The sequence below is a fragment of the Spirosoma horti genome, assembly GCF_054776595.1.
Map to the genome: position 1 here is coordinate 427219 of NZ_BAAHBQ010000006.1, position 22664 is coordinate 449882.

At 50.7% G+C, this 22664-nt stretch carries 17 protein-coding genes and 1 riboswitch; of the genes, 14 read left to right on the plus strand and 3 right to left on the minus strand.

Features of this window, described 5'->3' with window-relative positions; translation table 11 throughout:
• Positions 1-21: 21 nt before the first annotated feature.
• From ACYVAM_RS20400 to ACYVAM_RS20435, 8 genes are read left to right on the plus strand one after another with little or no spacing between them, the layout of a single operon-like run.
• On the plus strand, positions 22-1392 hold the full coding sequence (locus ACYVAM_RS20400; RefSeq protein ID WP_461070406.1) for a DUF5458 family protein: 1371 nt from the start codon (positions 22-24) through the stop codon (positions 1390-1392).
• Positions 1393-1430: 38 nt separating this feature from the next.
• Positions 1431-1811, plus strand: a complete 381-nt coding sequence (gene tssD / locus ACYVAM_RS20405) for a type VI secretion system tube protein TssD (protein WP_461070408.1) — start codon at positions 1431-1433, stop codon at positions 1809-1811.
• Between the two features lie 28 nt (positions 1812-1839).
• Positions 1840-2385: a type VI secretion system tube protein TssD gene (gene tssD, locus ACYVAM_RS20410; RefSeq protein WP_461070410.1), complete on the plus strand. Its 546-nt coding sequence runs from the start codon at positions 1840-1842 to the stop codon at positions 2383-2385.
• A gap of 55 nt (positions 2386-2440) precedes the next feature.
• Positions 2441-2842, plus strand: a complete 402-nt coding sequence (tssD, locus tag ACYVAM_RS20415; protein WP_461070412.1) for a type VI secretion system tube protein TssD — start codon at positions 2441-2443, stop codon at positions 2840-2842.
• Positions 2843-2860: 18 nt separating this feature from the next.
• Positions 2861-3412 (plus strand): type VI secretion system tube protein TssD, encoded by a 552-nt coding sequence (gene tssD / locus ACYVAM_RS20420; protein ID WP_461070414.1) that lies wholly within the window; start codon positions 2861-2863, stop codon positions 3410-3412.
• A 3-nt stretch (positions 3413-3415) separates the two neighbouring features.
• Positions 3416-3787, plus strand: coding sequence for a type VI secretion system tube protein TssD (tssD, locus tag ACYVAM_RS20425; protein ID WP_461070416.1), 372 nt, complete (start codon positions 3416-3418; stop codon positions 3785-3787).
• Positions 3788-3805: 18 nt separating this feature from the next.
• Positions 3806-4312 (plus strand): type VI secretion system tube protein TssD, encoded by a 507-nt coding sequence (gene tssD, locus ACYVAM_RS20430; RefSeq protein ID WP_461070418.1) that lies wholly within the window; start codon positions 3806-3808, stop codon positions 4310-4312.
• Positions 4313-4315: 3 nt separating this feature from the next.
• A complete protein-coding gene (locus ACYVAM_RS20435) occupies positions 4316-6112 on the plus strand; it encodes a type VI secretion system Vgr family protein (protein WP_461070420.1) in 1797 nt (598 codons plus the stop codon).
• A gap of 9 nt (positions 6113-6121) precedes the next feature.
• Here the strand turns inward: ACYVAM_RS20435 and ACYVAM_RS20440 are convergent, their stop codons facing one another.
• A complete protein-coding gene (locus ACYVAM_RS20440; RefSeq protein WP_461070422.1) occupies positions 6122-6883 on the minus strand; it encodes a TssN family type VI secretion system protein in 762 nt (253 codons plus the stop codon).
• Between the two features lie 271 nt (positions 6884-7154).
• Positions 7155-7381, plus strand: a riboswitch (cobalamin riboswitch).
• 156 nt (positions 7382-7537) lie between these two features.
• On the opposite strand from ACYVAM_RS20440, the gene metE reads away from it, so the two are divergent.
• Both metE and ACYVAM_RS20450 read left to right on the plus strand, forming a co-directional pair.
• Positions 7538-9865 carry a 5-methyltetrahydropteroyltriglutamate--homocysteine S-methyltransferase gene (metE, locus tag ACYVAM_RS20445; RefSeq protein WP_461070424.1) on the plus strand — a complete coding sequence of 776 codons (2328 nt, stop codon included), beginning with the start codon at positions 7538-7540 and terminating at the stop codon, positions 9863-9865.
• A gap of 70 nt (positions 9866-9935) precedes the next feature.
• Positions 9936-10289, plus strand: coding sequence for a hypothetical protein (locus tag ACYVAM_RS20450; protein WP_461070426.1), 354 nt, complete (start codon positions 9936-9938; stop codon positions 10287-10289).
• A 147-nt stretch (positions 10290-10436) separates the two neighbouring features.
• On the opposite strand, the gene ACYVAM_RS20455 is transcribed toward ACYVAM_RS20450, so the two are convergent.
• On the minus strand, positions 10437-13595 hold the full coding sequence (locus ACYVAM_RS20455) for a TonB-dependent receptor (protein ID WP_461070428.1): 3159 nt from the start codon (positions 13593-13595) through the stop codon (positions 10437-10439).
• Between the two features lie 439 nt (positions 13596-14034).
• Here ACYVAM_RS20455 and ACYVAM_RS20460 point away from each other — a divergent pair, with 439 nt between their 5' ends.
• From ACYVAM_RS20460 to ACYVAM_RS20475, 4 genes are all read left to right on the plus strand, one after another.
• Complete coding sequence (locus ACYVAM_RS20460; RefSeq protein WP_461070430.1) at positions 14035-16659, plus strand: DUF7133 domain-containing protein; 2625 nt, start codon at positions 14035-14037, stop codon at positions 16657-16659.
• Between the two features lie 284 nt (positions 16660-16943).
• The gene (locus ACYVAM_RS20465) at positions 16944-17897 is read left to right on the plus strand and encodes an SMP-30/gluconolactonase/LRE family protein (protein WP_461070432.1); all 954 of its coding nucleotides are present in this window, start codon (positions 16944-16946) and stop codon (positions 17895-17897) included.
• Between the two features lie 252 nt (positions 17898-18149).
• On the plus strand, positions 18150-18347 hold the full coding sequence (locus tag ACYVAM_RS20470; protein WP_461070434.1) for a hypothetical protein: 198 nt from the start codon (positions 18150-18152) through the stop codon (positions 18345-18347).
• 140 nt (positions 18348-18487) lie between these two features.
• Entirely contained in the window at positions 18488-19843 is a 1356-nt protein-coding gene (locus tag ACYVAM_RS20475; protein WP_461070436.1) for a glycoside hydrolase family 2 TIM barrel-domain containing protein, read from the plus strand.
• Here the strand turns inward: ACYVAM_RS20475 and ACYVAM_RS20480 are convergent.
• Complete coding sequence (locus tag ACYVAM_RS20480; protein ID WP_461070438.1) at positions 19840-22395, minus strand: glycosyltransferase; 2556 nt, start codon at positions 22393-22395, stop codon at positions 19840-19842. The two genes, ACYVAM_RS20475 and ACYVAM_RS20480, sit on opposite strands and share 4 nt — an antisense overlap.
• Positions 22396-22664: the final 269 nt, after the last annotated feature.

Here is a 22664-nt window from a genome sequence, read left to right on the forward strand (position 1 = left end):
CCTTAAACCTACTCAAAAACTATGGAAGCACAAAACCAACATAAACCGCTGAAAACGGCGGAACAAAGCGCTGTAACGTCAGCGCCTTCACTCGAAGAAAGCTGTACCAAACTAGCTAAATACGGCGGTTTCGGTATTCTGGAAACTACACTGGAGGGCGTTCAGAACCTAAATCCCGAGAAAAAAGCCCGTAAAAAGATCTTTCTGACCGAAGAGGCCAAAGCCGACGAACGCGCCGAGCTCAGCAAGCGCCTGCACCTGATGCTCGATCTGCTGAACGGTGCCGACTCCGTAGCCAGCCTGATCGAAACAGCTCAGACGAAGGCCGAAGCGGCACAGACGCTCCTGAGTACCAACCTGCTGCGGGCGTTTGATGCCAACCGGGGGCTGGAACAGGCCTATCGGTCGGTGGCCAGCTTCTACGCCAACACCGATCAGGATAAGGCCAAGAACGTCAACATTATGAACGCCGAACCGGAGCAGATTACGGATCTCGACAATACAACGTTCATTGATGCCGTAGCCGAAGAATTCTCCCGCACATTTGACCGGCTCGATCTGCGGGACAGCTACTCGTTGCTGGTCCTGCCGGGTTATCTCGGCTCGAAAAAGGTAATTGACAAATGGGCACAGATCGCCTATAAGAATAAGGTGATGATGGTGACTGATTTCCGGCACCTGGACGCCCCTAACGACGTAGTCGACCTATTCGAATCGGCCGATCTGACGGGGGGCGATGCCTATCTCTCTAACGTCATGATGACCTGCAACTGGCTTACCGGCCGTGGCCGGCATCAGGATGTGGGCGAAGAAGACGACCTCTACATACCCGGCTCCAGTGCGCTGGCGGGTAAGGTCTATGCCACGGTCATGTCGCAGGTGACCGCCGGGCGCAAACATGGGGCGCTCAACGAGGCCGACGGCGTACGGTTCCCGCTGAAGAAAAGTGAAATATCCACGCTCGACAAAATGGGGCTCATTCCCATGGTGAACGAATATGGCAAGGTGATGCCCTTCTCGGCCAAAACGCTTTTCAATGGCGACAATATCGGCTTGCAGACGTACTCTGTAGTGCGCGTATTTGATTACATCACCAAAGTACTCATCGACTTTCTGAACCGGCGGGCGTTTGAAAACTTCAATACGAATACGCGCATGGACATTCAGAAACAGATTGTAAAGTTTCTGGACAGCGTGACCGGGCCGGGTAAACTGATCGAGAAGTTTAAGCTGATGCGGTTCGAGCAGGACCCCAAACAGAAGGACCGCATTTATCTGGACATTCACATGATTCCTTACTTCCCGGCCAAAACATTCCTGCTTAAACTGGACGGACAAAAAGGCGAAGATCCGGATTCGGCAGCGTGGAAAGCCGACTACGACCAGCAGTAATACACGCAAAGAAATAAACCGTCTAAACGCCACTATATATGGCTTCTTACATAGCAAAATTAAGCGTCAGCAATACGGAGTATACACTGAGCAGAATCAATTTTTTCGCGGTTCGGGACCGGGATAAAAAAGGCCGTCCGGTACCCGACATGGCCTGGACAGTGATGATGTCATTATATGCCATTCGTGATACTTTTTTCACCGACTGGATGCTGGACCCTACAAAAAAAAGAGATGCAAAAATAAGCTTCTATTCAGGGACTGATAAAGAAAAAGAATGGGAGTTAAAAGACGTGTACTGTGTAGGCTTTGAAGAGAATTTTGTGGATGATCTGGGTATCATGGAGACCCTGGTTATTCTCGCCGGAAGTACTATTTCCAACGGCAATGCTACGCTGACGTACCAGTGGTCATCCTAAATATCAACCTTTCTAATTCCTTAGTAAAATGGCTAAACGAGCAGTTTTGTCTGTATGTGGCAAAGACTTCGACTTGCTGGAATTTAATATTAGTCTCTCTCAGAAAATAAACAATATGGGTAAGCCTGCTTCGGGCGTTTATCTGGGCGATTTTTATTTTATTATCCCTGGCGGTGATGATCTTTTTTTTGAATGGCTCAGCGACCCTACCCGTATGGAAAGTGGTCTGGTCAAGGTGTACTACAAAACATCTTCTTCACCATTTGTTGAGTATGAATTTGTGCAGGGTTTTGTGACAACAATTATGGAAAACCTGTATAATAACGAAGGAATCGGCAATGCGTTTAACCAGGTGAGTATGCTGGAAGACGACAGCGAAGAATTTGAACTATGGACAAATTTTTTCTCGCACCAATTTGATGGTACCAAGATCCTGTCGAATACAGTAGCAAAAACTCGTCAGTTCCAACAGCGAACCGGTATCGAGCATGTCCTGATGGTAACGCTCTCCTGCGAGCAGGTAAAAATCCGCAATATAGTTTTAGATAATAGATGGACAACTGAGCGTAAATAGTCAGATACACCGTCACAAAAAAAGATTATTTTTTCAACCTTAAATAACGTTAGATATGGCCTCGTTTCGCGCTGAAATGGAGATAGATAATGCTTTATTTATCCTGAACCGATTTTTTTTTACGGCTTCCCGGAAACGAAATCGGAAAGGTGAACCCGCTTCAGGAATAAGCTGGCGCTTGCACATAGCCATGGATGTTCTGGAGCAGGCTACGTTTGCCGAATGGATGTTCGATTCGAACATGAAAAAAGATGCCAGCGTCATTTTTTATGCGACTGACGATGAAGGCAACGGAGAAAAAAGACTGAAAGAATGGAAAATGGAGGCCGTTTACTGCTTTGGCCTGCTCGAATTGTTCGTGGGTGATGCCTCCTTCGAGACCACAAATTTCATTTTCAAAGGCAAATCGGTAGCCAATGGGAATGCTACTCTGAATACCGATAAAAGCAAGAAATGATCGTTAACAAATACAACTATGGCACATAAAGCAGTGTTAACGGTGGCTGGCCAGGATATTCCAGTCCTCGAATTTTTAGTTTCATTTAAACAAGCCTCCAACCACCTGGCACTACCCGCTTCGGATACGATGCTGGGTGATTTTTACCTGATTGTTGAGGGGGGACCTGATTTTTTCTTCGAATGGCTGGCCGATGAAGATCGACTTGAAAATGGTATCATTCAGACCTACCGGAATAACCAGCCTTCCGTTTTTTTACGGTATGAGTTCGAAAATGCGTTCGTTACGGATGTGTCAGAAAGTTTTTATGATGACGATGGAGGAAGTCAAAACCAGTTCAATCGAATTAGTTCAGCGGAAGATTTAACCGATGATTCGTACGAATATGGGTATAATTTAACCCGGCTCAGTAGGCAGGAAAGCGTACTGGTCCGTAATATGTGGAAACGAGTTCGCCAATTTCAGATGCGTACCAATATGAATTACTGCGTATTTGTTACGCTATCCTGCGAAAAAATAAAACTGCGGGATGTTCAATTAGATAACCAATGGCCCACTGACGAAAACTAACTGATGGCTTACGAAGGAATACTGACTGTAGAAGGAACCGACTACCCGATCAACTGGATGTTGTTGCGGGTAATTCGCGATGAAGACAAGCGGGGGGTGCCCGCATCCCGCCCCGACTGGGGGGTTCTTGTAGGATTGGATGCCATGGAAGATAGCACGATCAAAAACTGGATGATTGACCCACACCTGCAAAAAGATGGCAAAATCGTTCTGACCCGGATTGACGAAGATGCTACCTACAAAGAGATTGACTTTAAAAAGGCACATTGTTCCTACTATAAAGATGAATTTTACGCCGACATGAATTACCTGAGTACGACTATTTATATAGTCGGCAGTGAAATTACATTTAATAAAGCTACTCTAACTCCCTAACATTTAAGGCCGCTCCCAATGTCATTCAACGCTACATTGACCGTAGAAGGTAAATCATTTAATTTGTTGCAGTGTTCTCATACCTTAAAGCAAAAAAGTGAACGGGGAAAAGTGACATCCGGCGTACGCGGTGGCACCATCACGTTGATTATAGACGGCACAGAGGATGAACTTTTGGGAATCTGGGCAACAGGGCCAACGGCCAAAAAAAATGGTGAAATTGTCTTTGATCGAGTCGATCAAAAATCATCGCTTCAAAAACTCGAATTTGAAGACGCTTATGCTCTTTTTTATTTTGAGCTAATGTCGGCTAACCCTGTTTCTAAAGTCGATGCTATTCTTGAAGTTTGCAACGATATTTTCAGCTTCGATCAAACAGAGAAGAACGTTTTTATTGAGCGGCTGATAAATAATACCACAACAATTTTGCGTTTCGCCGAACGAACGCGCATCAGCAATTGCATTCTGATGCGACTGTCAGCCGCAAAAATCAAACTCGACGGTATTGACCACAAAAATACCTGATCAATGGCCAAGCAGGTTATCCCGCATATTGAACTCGAAGGCGGTAAAGAATTGAAAAATGTTTCGTCGCTAACCATCGAGCAGGACCTGTTCGGTCATCACCAGTTTGAGCTTTCGGTCCCCTTCGAAGACCTCGAAGACGCGAACGAGTTATTTTTTCACGAGTCGCACCGGAACGTGGTTGGCAAAACGATTCAGTTTTCGTTCGATCCCCTACTCGAAAAAGGCTCGTTCCAATTTAAATTCAAAGGCCTTGTTACCGAACTGGCCCTGAAAAATACCAGTGATACGTCGAATGTCTTCGCTCTGAAAGGCAGCAGCCTGACCATTCTGCTGGAAGACAGCCGGTTGCGTCGGACATTTCTTCAGTGTAGCCTGACCGATATCGTCAATCAGGTGTTGACTCCGTATCCCAGTAATTTGTTGAAGCGATCAGTAAACCCTAAACGATCGGAAACACTGCGCTATGTCGTGCAGTATGACGAAACGAACTTTGAGTTTCTGGCCCGCCTGGCTGCCGAATATGGAGAGTGGTGTTTTTACGACGGTCAGCAATTGGTATTTGGCAAGCCTGATAACCAGAAAATTGATTTTAAGGTCGATGGTATGCAAACCTTCGCCATGAGTCTGCGGCTTCTGCCCGCCAAGTTTTTGTATACCCGATATGATTATGTAGCCGATGAAACGTATCAGAGTCATTCCAGTGATCAGTCCGTCAGTGGGTTAGGCCAATGGGGCGATTTTACCCTGAACGAGTCCGAGAAAACCTTCAGCCAGGAATCGCAGCTTCCTCTGCCCAAACTTGTATATGGCCAGAGCGAGTTGAATGAGGTCGCCAAGACACAGAAAGCCATGGAAGCGAGCCGGTTGGTGGAGTTTCAGGGCTTTGGTGAAAACCCGGATATTTCGGTTGGAACAGTAATCTCCGTAAAAGGAACGCGCCTTACCGAACAGGGCTCGTCGGAGGAAAACTTCGGCAGCTATCGCGTCACGCACGTATCGCACACCCTGGATAGCAGCGGAAACTATGCCAATACATTCCGGGCCGTGCCCGATTCGGTCACCTATCCGCCCCCTAATCCGTCGTTCCGGCTACCCGTTGGCCAGCCGGAACTGGCAAAAGTGACCGACAATCAAGACCCGAACAAACTGGGACGCGTAAAGGTGGCCTTTATGTGGCCCGGCACCAATAAAGAATCGGACTGGCTGCGGGTGGCTATGGCCTATACAGCCAGTGGCGAAGGGATGCTGTTCGTTCCCGAGATCGGTGCGCAGGTCATGATTGCCTATGAGTCCAATCTGGCCGAATATCCCTTTGTGCTGACCAGCTTATATCCGAAAAAGGACGGCGTAAAGTACACCCAGCGCGACAACGTGCAAAAGACCATCCAGACCAAAGGGGGCAACCAGATCAGTCTGTATGATAAAGATGGAGAACAGAAAATTGAGTTGACCAACGTTAACAAAACGGATACGCGCCTGTTGCTTTCGTTTGCCGATGATGGGAAAATAACGATCGAAACGCCGGGCGGCATCGTCATTTCGGGGAAAGATATCCAGCTAAAAGCGTCGAATGATTTAACCCTCGAAGCGCAGAACAATATTGAGCTGAAAGCGACCAACGCCGTGAAGATTGACGGTACGGCCAGTGTGGAGATCAAAGCTGTCGAGATCAACGCCGAAGCGGACGCCACCGCCAGCATTAAGGCCAAGGCGCAGCTCTCGCTCGAAGGCACTCAAACGTCGCTCAAAGGCGATGCCATGGTAGAGGTGAAGGGTGGTGTAATTATGCTGAATTAACGGGCGGGATTAGCTCACTCGCCGGGCGATAATGGTGGCGTTATCGCTCAGTTTGTTCTGGCTGAAATCAAGATCCGGGTCCAGGTAAACCGGGCGCTGCCACCAGCTGCTTTTCGTGGTAAATATCCAGCCAAATGGCCGTCCGGCTTCGTCGGTGAACTGGATCGGGTTCGTGGGCGTGCGCTCATTATAATCATTGATAAAGATTAAAAACAGATCGCCCAGCGTCATCGTAACGGGCGCTTTCGCCTTGAAATTCGTAAAGTTCGCATCGGCAGGCGTTTTGAGAAACTCAAACTGGATAACAAAAATGGTCGACAGGTCAAGCAGATCCAGGTCAGGCATCGTCCCGTTGATTGGGTAATACCATTTCCGGTAATCGGCTGGCGGAATGTTCAGGTAAAATTGATAGGCCTGGCCAACGAAAAAAGGAATCAGGAATGGAATCAGGCTCGTTACGAATGGCCAGCGGTCGGCCAGGTAACCCGTTTTCCAGTAGAGTACCAACGCCAGTGCCATGGCCAGCAGCAGAAGGCCTGCTGTAGCCAATCCCCCCCGGCCAAATGGCACGAAGAGCAGTGGCGCAACCCGTCGGCTCAGAAACAGGTGCAGACAACCCAGCCCCAGCGCCAGCACCTGAATCAAAAAATAATAGCGCTGGAAAAGGGTGCTGTCCAGCGTACCTACAAAACTAAAGGCACTTAGCACCAGGACAATGACAAGCCCATAAAGAAAAACTGGAGATCGTTTGGCGATAGCTAAAGGAGGCATTAGACGAACCGTTATTACTCGTTGCAGCACTAGTTTATTCGATATGCAATATGGGCTAAAAATTAAAAGAACACACTACAAAAGTAGCTTGTCTTATGGCCATGAGCCCGACAGCGTTCATTTTCTACCAATTTGGGCACTCAGCAGGTCTATCCTGGTCCGTGCCCGCTATCAAACGTAAGGATACCGCGTCAATCAACGGGCTGGCTCAGGAGCGCTTCCTTGTTTTTACCAGCTCAATACGGTTTCTTTGTCCCAACGTTCTTTGTTTTCCGTCAAACAAGCTAATGGTTTTCCTGAGAGGTTCAGGAAATGAAAAAGGAATCGTGTGAGAATCACGAGCAGACGTTGCTACTGTCAGTGACCCATAAAAAGGGTTTGCCCTCGATGTCCATTGTCCCACAAACGGTTCGCCCACTCCGGCGAACCTGCAACGGGATGAGAAGGACGGCAAATACCGTCACAAGCCAGGAGACTTGCCTTTAGCTTTGCTGATTACGCCCACACGCGATTGGGTTTCATCACGATTGACTGCTTCGTCCCTGCTTCTCCCCGAGGCTGGGGGTAGTTTGTCGTATTGTGTAGATTCTGGATCATGTGGTAGGCGTATGGAGTTCGGCATCGAACGCGATCAACCATTTATCCATTAACAACATGATCGCACACAACCTCGGCTATCCACGAATCGGTAGCCACCGCGAACTCAAGCGTGCCCTCGACCAGTTCTGGGCAAAAAAAATCACCCCACAACAGCTTCAGGATGTAGCCCGTCAGATTCGACAGGCCAACTGGCTGACCCAGCAGCAGGCGGGTATTACCCTGATTCCCTGCAATGATTTTTCACTCTATGATCAGGTACTGGACATGTCCCTGACGGTGGGCGCAATTCCGAAGCGCTTTCAGCCCCTGCTCGACAGGCCGGAGCCCGACCTGCTGGCCCTGTATTTTGCCATGGCCCGTGGCCAGCAGCAAGGTGGACTGGACCTGAAAGCCATGGAGATGACCAAATGGTTCGACACGAACTACCACTACATCGTTCCTGAATTTTCGGCGGATCAGACGTTTTCGTTACTTTCCGAAAAGGTCTTTACCGAGTTCGACGAAGCGAAACAAACGCTGGGCGTAGTTCCAAAGCCCGTTTTGCTTGGGCCCGTATCGTTTCTGTTGCTTGGAAAAGCGAAAGAGGCAGGCTTTGACCGACTGGAATTGCTGGACCGTTTATTGCCGGTGTATGAACAGGTACTCAGCCGATTACAGGAGCAGGGGGCCGACTGGATTCAACTCGATGAACCCTGCCTGGCGCTGGATTTGACCGTTCATCAGCGGGACGTGCTGGCTTCGGTTTACCGACGGTTCCACGACAAGTTTCCAACGCTTAAGCTGCTACTGGCCTCGTATTTCGACTGTTACGGGGACAACCTGAATCTGGTTCTTCAACTGCCTGTCGAGGCCATCCACCTGGATCTGGTGCGTTGCCCCAACCAGTTAGCCGACATGCTGGCTACCGATTTCGTTCACCGGAGAACCCGCCTGTCACTGGGTGTGATCGACGGCCGGAACATCTGGATCAATGAGCTGGAAAAGTCACTCGCGATCATTCAACAAGCCACAGAAGCCATAGGTCCCGAGCGAATCCTGATTGCGCCATCCTGTTCGCTCATGCACGTTCCCTGCGACTTGTCGACCGAAAGCGACAAAGCAGGCCTAAACCGGCAGCTCAACCAATGGCTGGCTTTTGCCCGGCAGAAGCTGGACGAGGTAGCTATCCTGACAACCCTTAGCCAGGAACCCGACAACCCGAAAGTCGTTGATCTGTTGACGGCGAATCAGGCTGCGATACGGGCCCGCCGGGAATCAAGTCATGTCAATCGGCCGTTGGTTCAGCAACGCTTGCAGCAATTGAGTGAGCGGGACGCCCAACGAGGGCATGCGTTTGCTCAGCGTCAGGCAGTACAGCATGACCGGCAGAAGCTGCCGCTCTTCCCTACGACAACGATTGGGTCATTTCCCCAAACCGATGCCGTGCGGGCCAATCGGGCAAAATTTAAAAAAGGCGAAAAGACACTGGCCGAATACGAAGCCTTCATTGCGTCAGAAACCGAACAGGCCATCCGTTGGCAGGAAGAAGTAGGCCTGGATGTACTGGTACACGGGGAGTTTGAACGGAATGACATGGTAGAGTACTTCGGGGAGTTGCTCGACGGGATAGCCTTCAGCGAAAATGGCTGGGTTCAGAGTTACGGATCGAGGTGCGTCAAACCGCCTATTATCTTCGGTGATGTTCACCGGTCGGCTCCCATGACCGTTCGTTGGGCACACTATGCCCAGTCACTGACGAGTAAACCCGTGAAAGGGATGCTCACCGGCCCCGTCACGATCCTGCAATGGTCGTTCGTTCGGGATGATCAGCCACGAAAGGACACTTGTCTGCAACTTGCGCTGGCCATTCGTGACGAAGTCGTGGATCTGGAAGCGGCTGGCATCGGCATCATTCAGATCGACGAGCCCGCCCTTCGGGAAGGGTTACCGTTGCGCCGGGAGAACTGGGATACGTACCTGAACTGGGCGGTGATGGCCTTCCGGGTGGCAGCATCCGGCGTACAGGATCAGACTCAGATTCACACCCATATGTGTTATGCGGAGTTTAATGACATCATTGGTGCCATTGCCGATCTGGATGCCGACGTGATTACGATCGAAACGTCCCGTTCGCAAATGGAGCTGCTGGATGCGTTCGCCCGGTTTGCCTACCCGAACGAAATCGGGCCGGGTGTGTATGACATTCACAGTCCGAGGGTACCCTCAGTGGCCGAAATGGTCGACCTTCTTCAAAAAGCGACGAATGTGTTACCAGCCCGGAATGTATGGGTCAATCCGGATTGTGGACTAAAAACACGCCAGTGGCCGGAAACCACGGAAGCGCTAAAAAACATGGTGCAGGCCGCCCAAACCGTTCGTGAGGCCGTCCTGGAATCGGTCTAAGGTATACAGGTCTTCTGCCTTCGATAAGCAGAAGACCTGTTTTTATTCTCCATGCAGGCAACTCAGCAGAATGAATTATAAAGCGATAACTACCTTAAAAAAAGCGGATACCGACGGCCGAATCCCTCAACAGACACTGGATCAGTACGTTCGTACTGATTTAGCGTTTCAGCTTATGAAGGCGGTGACACCCGCCCTTGCCATTGATCGTATTGACCAGACAACAACGTCCGCTAGCCCGGCAAACCAAGTGACGGTTGACTTCACAACCGAACTGTTCATCCTTACCCCTCGCCAATGGCAACACCTGAAAGATTCCCTGAGCGCAACTATTGATGCTCTGCCCATTGACGGGCAACGTCTCATTCGCCGACTGATTGATGACATTGAGATGACTCAGTTGAGTTTACCGGCTTCTGGTTGACGAGGCAAAACGCATGGCGATTCGATTGCCCATGAATTCCCAAAAACTGCATAAAAAATAGGCCACCCCATTCGGGTGGCCTATTTTTTATGCTCATTCAGGAACAGGAATTCGTCTTTCTATCCTTAATGAACTCCGTTTGTGCGTTTAGAACCCGTATCGGGCACCTACCTGGAATTGATAGGGGCTGCCACTTAAGCCAGACACACCGGCATTGGTGTTGACGGCGTACTTATAGTTGTTCGTGGCGGTATCGAAGCCCGATCTGGACAGTAAGGATGTTGCCCCTAAGGCATGGTTAACGCCCCAAGACTTATTGATCAGGTTGGCGGTGTTAAACAGATCCCCGGACAGTTCGAGGTACTGCTTTTTGAGCGTTTTGACTTTGTAGGTCAGCCGTAAATCTACCGTTCCATAAAAGGGATTGACACCGCCGTTTCTTTCGGCAACCTTCCCAAAGCTATTCCGGATATACTCTTTCGCGCTTTTTTCCACGTTTGGGTTATTCAGGATTGCATTAATGCCATCTCTCAAGTATTGTGGCGTTTCAGCGCTGTTCGGGTCATAAACAAAAGCCAGGTCGTTCGTTTCCACAAAATCACCGTTGATGTTGCCATTCACAATCATGGAATAGCGCGTGCCACTCAGGCCCGAAAAGCGGAAACCCAAGTTAAATCCGTAAAAGCTGGGCGTATTTCCATAAACGACGATCTTACTCCGAAAATGGTTATCGGAATACCCCATTTGGTTCAATACGCGCGGATCACCGGCGGTATACTGGACCAGCGTTGCGGTATTGGCTACGTTTCCGTTATAGGAGGTATTGTCTTTGGTCTGGTTCCAGGTATACGAAAACGCAATCTCCCCATCCTTGAAATATCGGTAGTCGCCATCGATCACTACGGCGGCCTGATTGACTTTACCCAGACTTTCCAGTTCCAGCACGCGGCCTACCTCTTTCGTCTTACGGCCCAGGGTCCAGTCCTGCGAACCATTGGTAACGTTAATGGTCGAAGCAGGAACGTAGACGGGCCTGTTGGCTTCCTTTGAGAGCGTGAAATAGGGCTGATCAACTATATTCTTATCAATGTACGTGTAGTTGTTGCGGGCAAAAGACATATATCCCGCAATACTCATTCTAAAATTGGGCGTGAAGAAGTGGCTATAGGAGCCATTGATTTTATAAACGGTGGGTACTTTGGCATCCTTGCCATTCATGTTGATGGTGTAGAGTTTGGGAACGTTGGGGTTGTTCACCAGATCCAGGCCGGGAGCAGAAGCCGGATTGTTGCGGTAGGCAGGGAAGTTTGGCGTCGGCACCAGGTTCCCCGTTACGTCAATGCTGGCGATGTGGCTACCATCAAACAGCATGTTGTTGATCATGGAGTAAGGGTTCAGGGCAGAACCCAGAATACCACCCCCTATCCGAACGATGTCTTTCCCATCCTGCCGAACATCCCAGGTCGCCTGCACACGAGGCTGCACCTGAAGCGTAGCCAGTTTATTGTCGGTCCGTAACCCCAGCGTGTTAAATACCGTCTGGTTAAACGTAGGTTTGGTCAGGTAATCGGTATAATCGACGCGGATGCCGCCCGTAACACTTATACCCGGCCCGACGGTAGTCTGTGCCTGCGCGTACACGGTTGGCACCAGGATATTGAATTTAATATTGGGCGTATTACTCAGGTAGACATCGCGCGTATACCGGTAGGGTGCCAGGTTGTCAAAGGCAGTCAATCCCGTATACCAGAAACGCCCGTTGGTTTCACTTCCATAAATGGAATTCTGGTTGGTAAAAGTCAGGCCAGCCCCAAACGTAAAGTTGAATTTGTTGGTGTTTACGTATAGGTTATCAACCAGTTGAACGAGGTTATTATTGAAATAATCGCCACCGTAACGCTGACCGCCCAACTGAATACTCGTGTACAAGGTCTTCGTCGAATCCAGCGGACTCACAGACGGTACGTTAGCCACGGTTGCTCTTGGAATGTTGGCTTCGGGCAATTGTGGATTGGCGTATAGTTTATTGTACTCCCAATAGTGCTGAATTTTCAACTCGTTGGTCACCTTCGGGTTAATGGTTGTCCGCAACGAGGCCATCAAGCTGTTGTTCGCGCTTTTACGGGTGCTGTACACTTCATACATGTTGATCGCCGTATTGTCGCCGTCCGACTGATTGTCCAGATCATAGATGTAATTGTCGCGGATGGTCAACAGGTTTTTGGCGTTGATCTGCCAATCGATCCGGGCAAACAGGGCCTGCGTATTTTTGAACCGGGTAAACTGGCCAAACTGCGGGGAATTCCCAACACCATATTTGCTGCGGGCAATACTCAGAAACTTGTCTTCAGTGGCCTGCGTAACGTTATACCGCAAGGCGTCGGCCGTCGATTGAATGGGGGCAATCAACAGCGGCTGTGTGCTGGCCTGCCGATCCCAGGCGACAAAAAAATGCAGCTTGTCCTTAATGATGGGACCGCCCAAGGAGAAGCCATACTGGGCCGTATTGAAGGGCAGGTCTCTTTTTTGTTCATTCAACCCATAGGGACTCGATAACCAGCTGGTTCTCAAAAAGGTAAAGGCGCTGCCGCTCAGTTTGTTCGTTCCCGATTTGGTTACTGTACTGATCGTACCACCCCCTGCATTTCCGTAGGTAACGTCGTATTGGTTGGTCACTACCTGAAACTCCCGAACGGCTTCCATCGTAATGGAATAGGCTCCGCTGGGCTGTCCGCCCGCGATCGTACTTCGGGCAGCCATACCATCAATGGTAAAATTGGTAGCCGATCCCAATTGCCCGCCCAGGCTGGTTCCCGTACTCAAGGGCGAAAGATCGGCCAACGTCGAGAAGTTACGGCCATTTACGGGCAGGCGATTGATATCTTTCGCCGTGATGGCCGTTGAGGTTCCGATGTTTTCGATCTTGTTACTTAAGGACGTAGAGGAGATCACGACCGTTTCCAGTTGCTGTGTCGTTTCGACCAGTTTGAAGGCTACCTGTAGCAGATCGCCCTGGTTGAGCGAAAAGCCCGTTTGTGCCTGCGTCGCCATCCCAATAAACTGGACAGTGATGGAATAAGGAGAACCAAGGGGTAATTCTTTTAAACGAAATTCGCCTTTCTCGTTGGAAACTGTACTGGCCTTAAAACCAGTGGATTCATTTTTGACTTGGATGGTAGCCATGTCCAGCGGTTTGCCCGACTGGTCCGTTACCCTTCCCGAAATGCCCGCCAGATTAGTTTGGGCATTCGAAACGTGGACGATAAAAAGAAGAAATAAAACAAAAAGCTTTGAAAAGTTGGCCATTATTTGGGGGGTTAAAAAATCCCGCAAATATCCCTAGCCAATATTGCCTGACTGTGAAGCGTCGGTTACCATACTTTAAACAAAACAGGGGCAATATGTACAAATTGAGTAGAATCTGCACCTGAACGTTAAGTTTCAGCGGCATGAATGCCGGGCTCAGTTAACCTGCCAATAGCGGGCTAACGGCCGCAAGAGCAGGCAGGAATAACCCGTCTATCATAGGCTTAGCGTTTAACGGTCACGTGCAGGTCACCGCTGTTAGTCTGGCATTCAAACAACTCTACCAGTTTCTGCATATTGAGTCGGAAAACCGCTGTTGCCGGGTCATTCATGTAGCTTGTTTGGCCGACGCTTTAAATAAAAACGAACGAAACACATTAAAACCAGGTAGCCGACCAGCTTTTAATACAAGCCTGTATATTACGACACCCTATCACGCATGTTTAAAATTTCCATCAGCTTTCTTTCTCTCTTTCTGTTCACCTACGGAACAAACAACACCGGGACGTTACTAAAAAAACAGCCGGAGGTATCTACGCGGGTCAAAGGGCCTGATTACCCGCCTGAACTACAGGTCACGAACTTTTCCGGACCAGAGCTAACACCCAGTCCGGCCTGTCTGGCTGTAGCGCCAACGGGTGAAGTGTTTGTCGGTGTTGACAAGCAGGGATCGCTGGGTAAAAAGCCGAACATGGGCAGCATTGTCCGGCTGGTCGATACGAACAACGATGGCAAGGTTGACCAGCACACGATCTTTGCTGAGGTAGATAATCCACGGGGAATCTTCGCGCTGGGCGATCAATTGTTTGTGCTACATGCCACCTTCTCGACTGAAACCGGCAAAGCGACCGGAATGAATCTGGTGGTGTTTACCGATAAAAATGCGGATGGTGTAGCGGATGGTCCTTCCAAACCCCTGATCGAGAATATCAGCAATACCACGTTCATTCAGCAGCGGGGTGTCGACCATGCCACGAACGGAATACGAATGGGCATCGATGGCTGGATCTATATCGCGGTAGGTGATTTTGGCTTCCATAATGCCGTGGACCGCTCGGGCAAAAAGCTGACCATGCTGGGCGGGGGCATTGTGCGCGTCCGGCCCGACGGCACCGAAATGGAGATTTATTCGCATGGCATGCGCAACATTTACGATGTAGCCATCGATCCCTACATGAATATCTTCACTCGGGACAATACCAACGACGGAGGTGGCTGGAACATCCGGTTCAGTCATCAGCTTCAATCGGCCGAATATGGATACCCCGTGCTGTTCAAGCACTTCACCGACGAAATTATTCCCGCGCTGGTGGATGTCGGGGGCGGCTCGGGCACCGGTTCCCTGTATATGGACGAGCCTACCTGGCCCCAGGCCTATAACCAGGTGCCCATGATGGCCGACTGGGGTAGAAATCAACTGTACATTCACCGGGTCACGCCGGTCAAAGCTTCTTTTACTCAGCAGGAAGAAGAGTTTATCAAGCTGCCACAGATCACGGATGTGGACGTCGATGGATCGGGCCGGATGTATCTGGCGGCCTGGAACGGGGCGAGTTACGTGGGCAGTACCAGCAAAGGCTACGTGGAGCGGGTGGTTCCAAAGAACTGGACCTATACAGCCTTCCCCGACCTGAAAAAGGCTTCCGTGAAAAAATTAGCCGCCATGCTTACGGCCAAAAGTTCGGTTCTACGCTTACATGCTTCGCAGGAGATGCTGACCCGACCGGCCAAGCAAACGGCGAAAAGCGCCTGGAAAATAGCCGTCGATAAAAACCTGCCGCTGGCAAGCCGGGTGGCGGCTATCTATACGTATGCGCAGGCCGCTCAGGCAGCCGGGATCAATGATCTGGTCAAGCTCACGCAGGATGCATCGGTTCGGGAGTTCGCCCTCCGGGCCTTGGCCGACAGGAAGCCTTTTATAAATGAAGTACCGCTGGCTCCCTTCCTGGATGGCGTCAAAGATCCTTCGGATCGGGTACAGGTTGCGGCTCTGGTTGGCCTGGGTCGGCTAGAGAAAAAAGAAGCAGCGGCTACCTTATTGCAGGTGGCCGTACCCGCTTCGTTTGTGGCACCGGCGAAAGATGTTGAAGGTGCTCACGCCAGCCCAAATGCCGACATTGTGCCCGCTCATCTGGCCGTCCGCTCGCTGGTAAACCTTAACGCCGTAGCGGCCTGCCTACAGGCTATCGGTTCGTCAAACGCCACGCTGGCTCTGTGGGCATTGCGCTATATGCATACCCCCGAAGCGGCTGAAGGGTTGATGAAAGCCTATCAACAGGCGAAGGACGAAACGCTCAAAAAACAAATCCTGATCACCCTGGCGCGCCTGTACAAAAAAGAAGCGCCCTACGACGCTTCGTGGTGGTGGAGCACCCGCCCGGACACACACGGTCCTTATTACAAGGCCATTGACTGGGAGTCCTCTCCGGCTATCAGAAAGCTATTGGTCAGCGAATGGCAGCAAGCCCAGGATAAGCAATTTTATACCGATCTGAATAGTCGGCTTCGGCTGGAAATCGCGGAATTCGGTGTAGAAACGCCGGTGGTCGTTCAGGAAGACAACAAGGTCGATCTGGAAAAAATCAGAAGTAAAAAGGGCCAGGTTGGCGCCACTTCGATTGAAGACGTCATGCTGGCCATTGCTAAAATACCGGGCGAAGCCGCCCTGGGCAAGACCCTGTTTACACAACAGGGCTGCATAGCCTGTCATAGCCTGAGCAAGAACGACCCCATGAAAGGCCCCTTTATGGGCCAGATTGGCTCAATTATGAACCGGGAACAGATTGCCGAGTCGATTCTTAAACCGAATGCCTCCATATCGCAGGGCTTTTCTACCGTGCTGATCACGGCCAAAGGAAACAAGAGCTATACCGGGTTCATAACCGAAGAATCCTCCTCCCAAGTCGTCATGCGTGATATTACCGGGCAGGTATACACAATTAAAAAGGCGGCCATTATCAGTCGGAAAGAAATGGAAACATCCATGATGCCGACAGGGCTGGCCAACGCCTTGTCCTACGATGAGTTTGCGTCGCTCATTACGTTTCTATCGCAACAAAAATAAACGAGTGAGTAAGATCACTCCGGTTAACAAACAATGCCCACTTGACAGACGGACGGTCTGCCGGTGGGCATTGTTTGTTAACCGGAAAAGGAACAAATAGAGCAGGTCCCACCTGGCAATCACAAGTTGCCGCTGCCCGTTCCATACCGTAGGTTACCACTGAGTAGCGGTCTGGCCCGGCGACGAAAAGAAGGAGGCATATGTCGGCAGGATAAACAAATTTGATAAACACCACTTATTAAAATAAGATTAAAAGTACTGTATTACCATTAACCCTGTTCGTTATGAAAATACCCTTTATTGCCCGTTCACTTGCGGTCCTGTCCACTGCCTGGCTAACAACCGCCTGCGAAGATCACCGTGCCAGCCCCAATGCTCCCTTTCCGGAGCGCATTAATTTTGTTGCCGAACGTCAATATCCGGAAGGTATTGCCTACTCGTCGCAACTGGGAAAATTTTTGGTTACCTCTATTCCGCAGGGCAAGATCGGCACGGTCGATACCGATGGGCGATATGAGGATTTACTGACCGACCCCAGCTTTATTGCGGGCATTGGCATGAAAGTAGCCGATGGGCGTGTGTTTGTCTGTAATAGCGACCAGGGTCGGTCAGACAGAAGTACCCCCGCCACCACACGGCAAACGGCTGAACTTCTGGTCTTTAATTTAGCCACGCGCCAACTGGAAAGACGAACCGATCTGGACGCTCTGATTCCTGCAGCCGAGCCAAATTTTGCGAACGACGTAACGATTACTCCCGACGGAACAGCTTATGTAACAGACTCCTTCTCACCCGTAATCTATAAAGTTACGGCAGCCGGTGTAGCCACCGTTCTGGTGCGGGACGACGTTCGGTTCGCTAGCCCGACTTTTGGCCTGAATGGCATTGCTTACCATCCAAACGGCTACCTCATTGTCGCGAATACCGGGCAGGGGAAGCTCTACAAAGTAGATTTACAGAATGGAAATACCGTATCGGAAGTAGGTGGTACGGGATCTCTACCTGGCGATGGACTGACCTTTCTAAATAACGATCTGTATGTTGTAACAGGTGGCAACCGGGTCGCTCAAGTGCGCAGCACGGACAACTGGCAAACGGCTTCTATCGTAAAATACGATGCAGTTGGGTATGCAGGTGCCACGACGAGTGTCGCGGTGAATAACCAGATTTATACGCTCAACGCCCGTATTGGGGAGGTCGGGAATGCGCGCGATTTTAGTATTCAGCGATTCCGGTAAGCGAGAAAACGTATGAAATAGAAGCGAATTACCCAGTAAATTAATGGTTACTGGGTAATTCGTTTTATGCTGGTTAAGATTACCAAGGCTTCGATTGATTAACTACTTACAGGTGCCGAGCCAACTCACTATATTTTTATTTTGCTATATATAATACAACTACAATAGTTAGGTGTTATTTTTGAGCCATAAACAACTGCTGAGCAGGGTCAACAGACTACTTGAACCTTCCGCCTACCCTATTCATTTACTATGGCTACTAGAAAGAAACAGTTAATCCGGGTCGTATTCGATGTACTGGATGAAATGAAACAGAATCTTCGTCTCGATGAAGATCTATCCGTTGCCGCTACCGATCCGGACGAAGCGATTGATTGGGTGTTTACGGAAATGCAACGTCAACTGAACAGGTCGGATATCCGGCTGTCGCGGGTTCGCATCTGTGCCTGAAAGCGTTTCGTTTATTGAAACGATTTAACGTTGTCGCAGGTAATCGTATAGCCTCCGGTCAAAAGCCCGTGTCACCGGCCAGTCGCTCACAAAATTTCTGTAAGTAAAGTGACCAATGGCCGTTAACTGGTCATCATTATATGATGACGGCCTATTCACACCGACCACTATTTTTTCTAAAATGGTTTCTGATCACAGGACTCTGGAGCCTGTGCAGTTGCCAGGACACGCAGCAGAAACGACCTTTATCGACCAACCTGGCGGCCCCAACGGCGATTCGCTTCGATGGTACATCTTACCAGTTGCTTCGCTACGGCAAACCCTACTTCATTAAAGGCGCTGGAGGAGTCAGTCATTTTGATGAGCTCAACGCGTGCGGAGGCAACTCCATCCGGGTATGGGACGATATTGACGCCGGTCGCATTCTGGACGAAGCGCAGTCATTAGGCTTGACGGTCATGTTCGGGCTGTGGGTTGAGCGGGAAATCGAAGGCTTTGATTATGATGACCACGACGCCGTAGAACGACAATATGAGCGCATCCGCAAAACCATTCTGAAATACCGAAACCACCCGGCCCTGTTGCTTTGGTGCGTAGGCAATGAATGGGCGCAGGAAGCCAAAAACTTTAAGGTCTATGACGAGGTCAACCGCCTGTCGATGCTCGTGCACCAGCTCGATCCGGGTCATCCGGTCTCCACGGTTATTTCGCCCGATAGCAAACGGGCCATCTGGCTGGTCAGCAGGCGGTGTACCGATGTAGACATCCTAGGCGTGAACTCCTACGCCCTGACGGAAAAACTGGGTGAATTCTTCCAAAAAGGCGGCTGGAACAAACCTTACCTGATCTCCGAATATGGCGCACAGGCCTACTGGGAAACAACCACATCGGCCTGGGGGGCGCCCGACGAGCCCGACAGCCGGCAGAAAGTTGAATTTGTCCGCCCTTTCTATCAACGATTCATAGGTTCGCGGCCCCCCAACTGCTTCGGGTCCTATCTTTTCTACTGGGGGCAAAAACAGGAGGAAACACACACCTGGTTCAGCCTGTTCGATGAGCAGGGCCGTCAGACACCGCTCGTGGGGTTAATGCAGGAGCTCTGGTCGGGTAAAAAACCAGCCAATCTGGCCCCCGTGGTTGAGGGCCTGTTCATCGATGGCAAACAAATGGCGAACCATTCCTACGCATCATCGTCGGCGCTGCATCAGGCTGAAATCCGGGTTCAGGATCCGGAAGGCGATCCGCTCACGTTCTCCTGGGAAATTAAACCACACGCGCAACCCGGCGCCGATTTTGTAGGTGTTCCCCGGCCCGCCCTACAGGGTCTGCTGGAGCGCTCCGACACCCGAACCGTGCGCTTCCGCTTACCCGAAAAGCCGGGTGCATACCGGTTGTTTGTGAACGTATATGACACTCATCAACACGTAGCCACCGCCAATTTTTCGTTTGAGGTCGTGGGTACATCACCAGCCGACTCTAAACTAACCGACGACTAATGCCCAACTGGCTGATGTACGGCCAGCCAGGTAGCGGGCACAGCCTGTAGGTCGCTGGGTTTCGAGAAGACGACACCCCGAATTGTCGGATAGCGCTCCTTCATCAGTTCCAGCGCGTCGACTGTCCATTGCCGGTTAGGGGTGTGATCCGTTACCGATTCCAGGCGGGTAATCAGAATCGGTTTCTGCCGAATACTGTAGGCAACGTGCGAACGAACCGTGGTGTGGGGAAGTTGAAACAGGGCCGCAAACGAATGTTCTTTATGATCGGCGGCCATAGCCGGATTATTCACGACGGCGAAGCCCAGCCAATCGACATAGGCCGTGCCCGGATAGTAAGTCACCACGGTTGACGGCTGCGTGGGGCACCAAACCCAGGTAATATTTTGCGCCTGCTGTTGCCGACACAACCCGACGATGTGTTGCCACGCTTGTCGGTACACGATCAGGCTGGCTTCCTGCTGCAACCCATAGGCTTGAGCCGGATTGTCGAACTCCGGCAAAAAACTGATCAGCACCGGACGCTGCATCTGCCGGACATGTTGAGCCCAGGTCCGCAACGCTTCGTCGCGCTCCCCACGCACGATGCTTTTCAAAAATGTCTTCACATGGCTCTCGGTCATCTCTGGCTGTCCGCTCACGCTGATGTACAGCAGCGGCAGTTGCCCATCCACGGTCCTGGGCGGGAAACTAATGGACGAGTTAGACGCCATCGACCAGTCGACAGAATAGGGCGTTATCGGTGTAATGGACGCGGGAAGAGCGAGTTGAGCGGACGACGGGCTGGTTAGACCCACATAAAAAGGCTGCGTATTGGCAAAGCGCAGGTCAGCAGGCAACTCATTGGTTTTGATACGATATGTAAAAAACAACAGGCTCAGGGCCAGCAGCACCATTCCGGCAAACAAGGGAATCGCTCGGCGCTGGAGCCAGCCATACAGTCCATACCGAACAACCCAGGCCATTCGGCGCATCCGCCCGATCTGGGCCGAATGACCCGACGGCCGGGTGAGCCAGTTGGCCAGTTGAAGCAACATTTTCTCCTGACCCGCCACTATGTTAAGCGTCAGAATCAGCATGTTTAACACCCCAAACCCCAGCATCATCTGAAAGTAAATATTGTAGAGCGCAAAGCGGCCATACCAGTAAATGCTGTAGCTGATGGCCCCGAGAGTCGCCAGTACAAAAAGGAGATTGGGTAGAATGAGCCAAAAATTATTGCGGGGCCGGTCGTCTTTAGGCGTCGGGATGTACGGCACTTTTACCCGGAATATCGTGTAAATAAAGCCCAGCAAATACACCCACCACGTCCCACTGGCCAGTATGCCGCCAACAAGGTGAAACCCGGCCTCGTGGCGCTCGATAAGCCACCGTTGTGCGTATTGCCGGATCAGAAAACCCGTTAACAACAGCGGAATATAGACCGTGGCGAACCGGAGCAGATCCAGTTGCAACGGCAGCAGCATGGTCAGCAGAGACAGAATCGGAATGAGCAGGTCGAAAAGCTGAACCATTCCCAGCAGGTAGTATAAGGGCAGTGTTGTGTAATGCAGCTTCTGTCGCCAGGTCAGGCCCTTGAACACCCTGGGCAAGGTAGTCACCAATAGCTCGAACGTACCGCGCGACCATTTGAGTTGCTGTTTGTAATAGGCCGACAGCGTGGCGGGGACTAACCCGTAGGACAGCGTCAGTGGCACATAAACCGACTGCCATCCTTTTGCATGCAGCTTCATTGCCGTGTGCATATCTTCCGATAGCCCATTGGCATGACCGCCAATCGAATCCAGTGCTTTCCGCCGGAAGGTGCAGTTTGCGCCAATGGCCTGCGCCGTTCCAAAGCGGCCCATGCAGGTCATCATCGGGCCATAGAAGCTGTAGGTTTGTTCGGCTGCTCCAAACGCAACAACGCTTTCTTTCTGATTATAATAACCCTGTACGCACTGGACGAATCCCAGATCAGGGTTGTCGAAGTAGGGCAATACATGGTCTAGGAAGTCAGGGACAGGCACATGGTCGGGATCAATGACCAGGCAAATTTCGCCTGTTGCCTGCCTCAAGGCATTATTGATGTTCCCGGCTTTTGCATCGGTCTTATCGGTACGGGTAACGTGCACGACGCCCAGTTGGGCGCAAACCTGTTTGAGGTAGGGATCGTTGGCCTCATCACAGAGGTAAGTCGTATGCGGATAGGTGATCCGTCCGATAGCTTCCAGGGTATTAATAACCATCTCGGGTGGCTCACCGGGGCAATAGGTCGTCAGTACATCCACCGACCAGCTTCGGGTCACGACCGGTGGGACGGGCGGCACCACGTTCCAGTAATGATACCACTCGTGCAGGAGCCGCAGAATGCGAAACAGTACAGACACCGTTAGCAAACCAAATAGCCAGGGATAGCCTCGGTTCTGGGGCTGAAAAAACACCCCTAAGAACGCCACAACGAATAACAGGCCAACGCCAATTAAGGCGCGTATCAGCCGGACATCGCCTGCTTTATAGGAGAAGTTATACTTTTCATTGGGTGAGGACTGGGTAAATTTGGGCCATTTCATTCTATGTTGACTCAGTCTACCGAAAACGGTTACGCCAGAGTCTCCTAATCCAAAAATTTTATAGTTTGTACAGCGGCCACTGTGCTCCGTTTGCACCCTAGCAATAAAGTTATTAGGGTGCATCACCAAGATTGTTCTTAGTTCATTTTACCCCTAAAGTCCCCTTCAGGGGTAAAATGAACTAAGAAATTACGCTTAAACAACGCTGAACCTGATTCATTAGGTAAGTACAGCCCGACCAGACAGCAAAACACGCAGACCCTGGACGA

Excerpts from the sequence above, each read along its gene's own strand:
- ACYVAM_RS20465 (WP_461070432.1), top strand. The coding sequence starts at position 16,944 with ATGAAAATACCCTTTATTGCCCGTTCACTTGCGGTCCTGTCCACTGCC.
- tssD (WP_461070416.1), top strand. The coding sequence starts at position 3,416 with ATGGCTTACGAAGGAATACTGACTGTAGAAGGAACCGACTACCCGATC.
- tssD (WP_461070414.1), top strand. The coding sequence starts at position 2,861 with ATGGCACATAAAGCAGTGTTAACGGTGGCTGGCCAGGATATTCCAGTC.
- ACYVAM_RS20435 (WP_461070420.1), top strand. The coding sequence starts at position 4,316 with ATGGCCAAGCAGGTTATCCCGCATATTGAACTCGAAGGCGGTAAAGAA.
- tssD (WP_461070418.1), top strand. The coding sequence starts at position 3,806 with ATGTCATTCAACGCTACATTGACCGTAGAAGGTAAATCATTTAATTTG.
- metE (WP_461070424.1), top strand. The coding sequence starts at position 7,538 with ATGATCGCACACAACCTCGGCTATCCACGAATCGGTAGCCACCGCGAA.
- ACYVAM_RS20440 (WP_461070422.1), bottom strand. The coding sequence starts at position 6,883 with ATGCCTCCTTTAGCTATCGCCAAACGATCTCCAGTTTTTCTTTATGGG.
- tssD (WP_461070412.1), top strand. The coding sequence starts at position 2,441 with ATGGCCTCGTTTCGCGCTGAAATGGAGATAGATAATGCTTTATTTATC.
- ACYVAM_RS20455 (WP_461070428.1), bottom strand. The coding sequence starts at position 13,595 with ATGGCCAACTTTTCAAAGCTTTTTGTTTTATTTCTTCTTTTTATCGTC.
- tssD (WP_461070410.1), top strand. The coding sequence starts at position 1,840 with ATGGCTAAACGAGCAGTTTTGTCTGTATGTGGCAAAGACTTCGACTTG.
- ACYVAM_RS20480 (WP_461070438.1), bottom strand. The coding sequence starts at position 22,395 with ATGAAATGGCCCAAATTTACCCAGTCCTCACCCAATGAAAAGTATAAC.
- tssD (WP_461070408.1), top strand. The coding sequence starts at position 1,431 with ATGGCTTCTTACATAGCAAAATTAAGCGTCAGCAATACGGAGTATACA.
- ACYVAM_RS20475 (WP_461070436.1), top strand. The coding sequence starts at position 18,488 with ATGATGACGGCCTATTCACACCGACCACTATTTTTTCTAAAATGGTTT.
- ACYVAM_RS20470 (WP_461070434.1), top strand. The coding sequence starts at position 18,150 with ATGGCTACTAGAAAGAAACAGTTAATCCGGGTCGTATTCGATGTACTG.
- ACYVAM_RS20400 (WP_461070406.1), top strand. The coding sequence starts at position 22 with ATGGAAGCACAAAACCAACATAAACCGCTGAAAACGGCGGAACAAAGC.
- ACYVAM_RS20450 (WP_461070426.1), top strand. The coding sequence starts at position 9,936 with ATGAATTATAAAGCGATAACTACCTTAAAAAAAGCGGATACCGACGGC.
- ACYVAM_RS20460 (WP_461070430.1), top strand. The coding sequence starts at position 14,035 with ATGTTTAAAATTTCCATCAGCTTTCTTTCTCTCTTTCTGTTCACCTAC.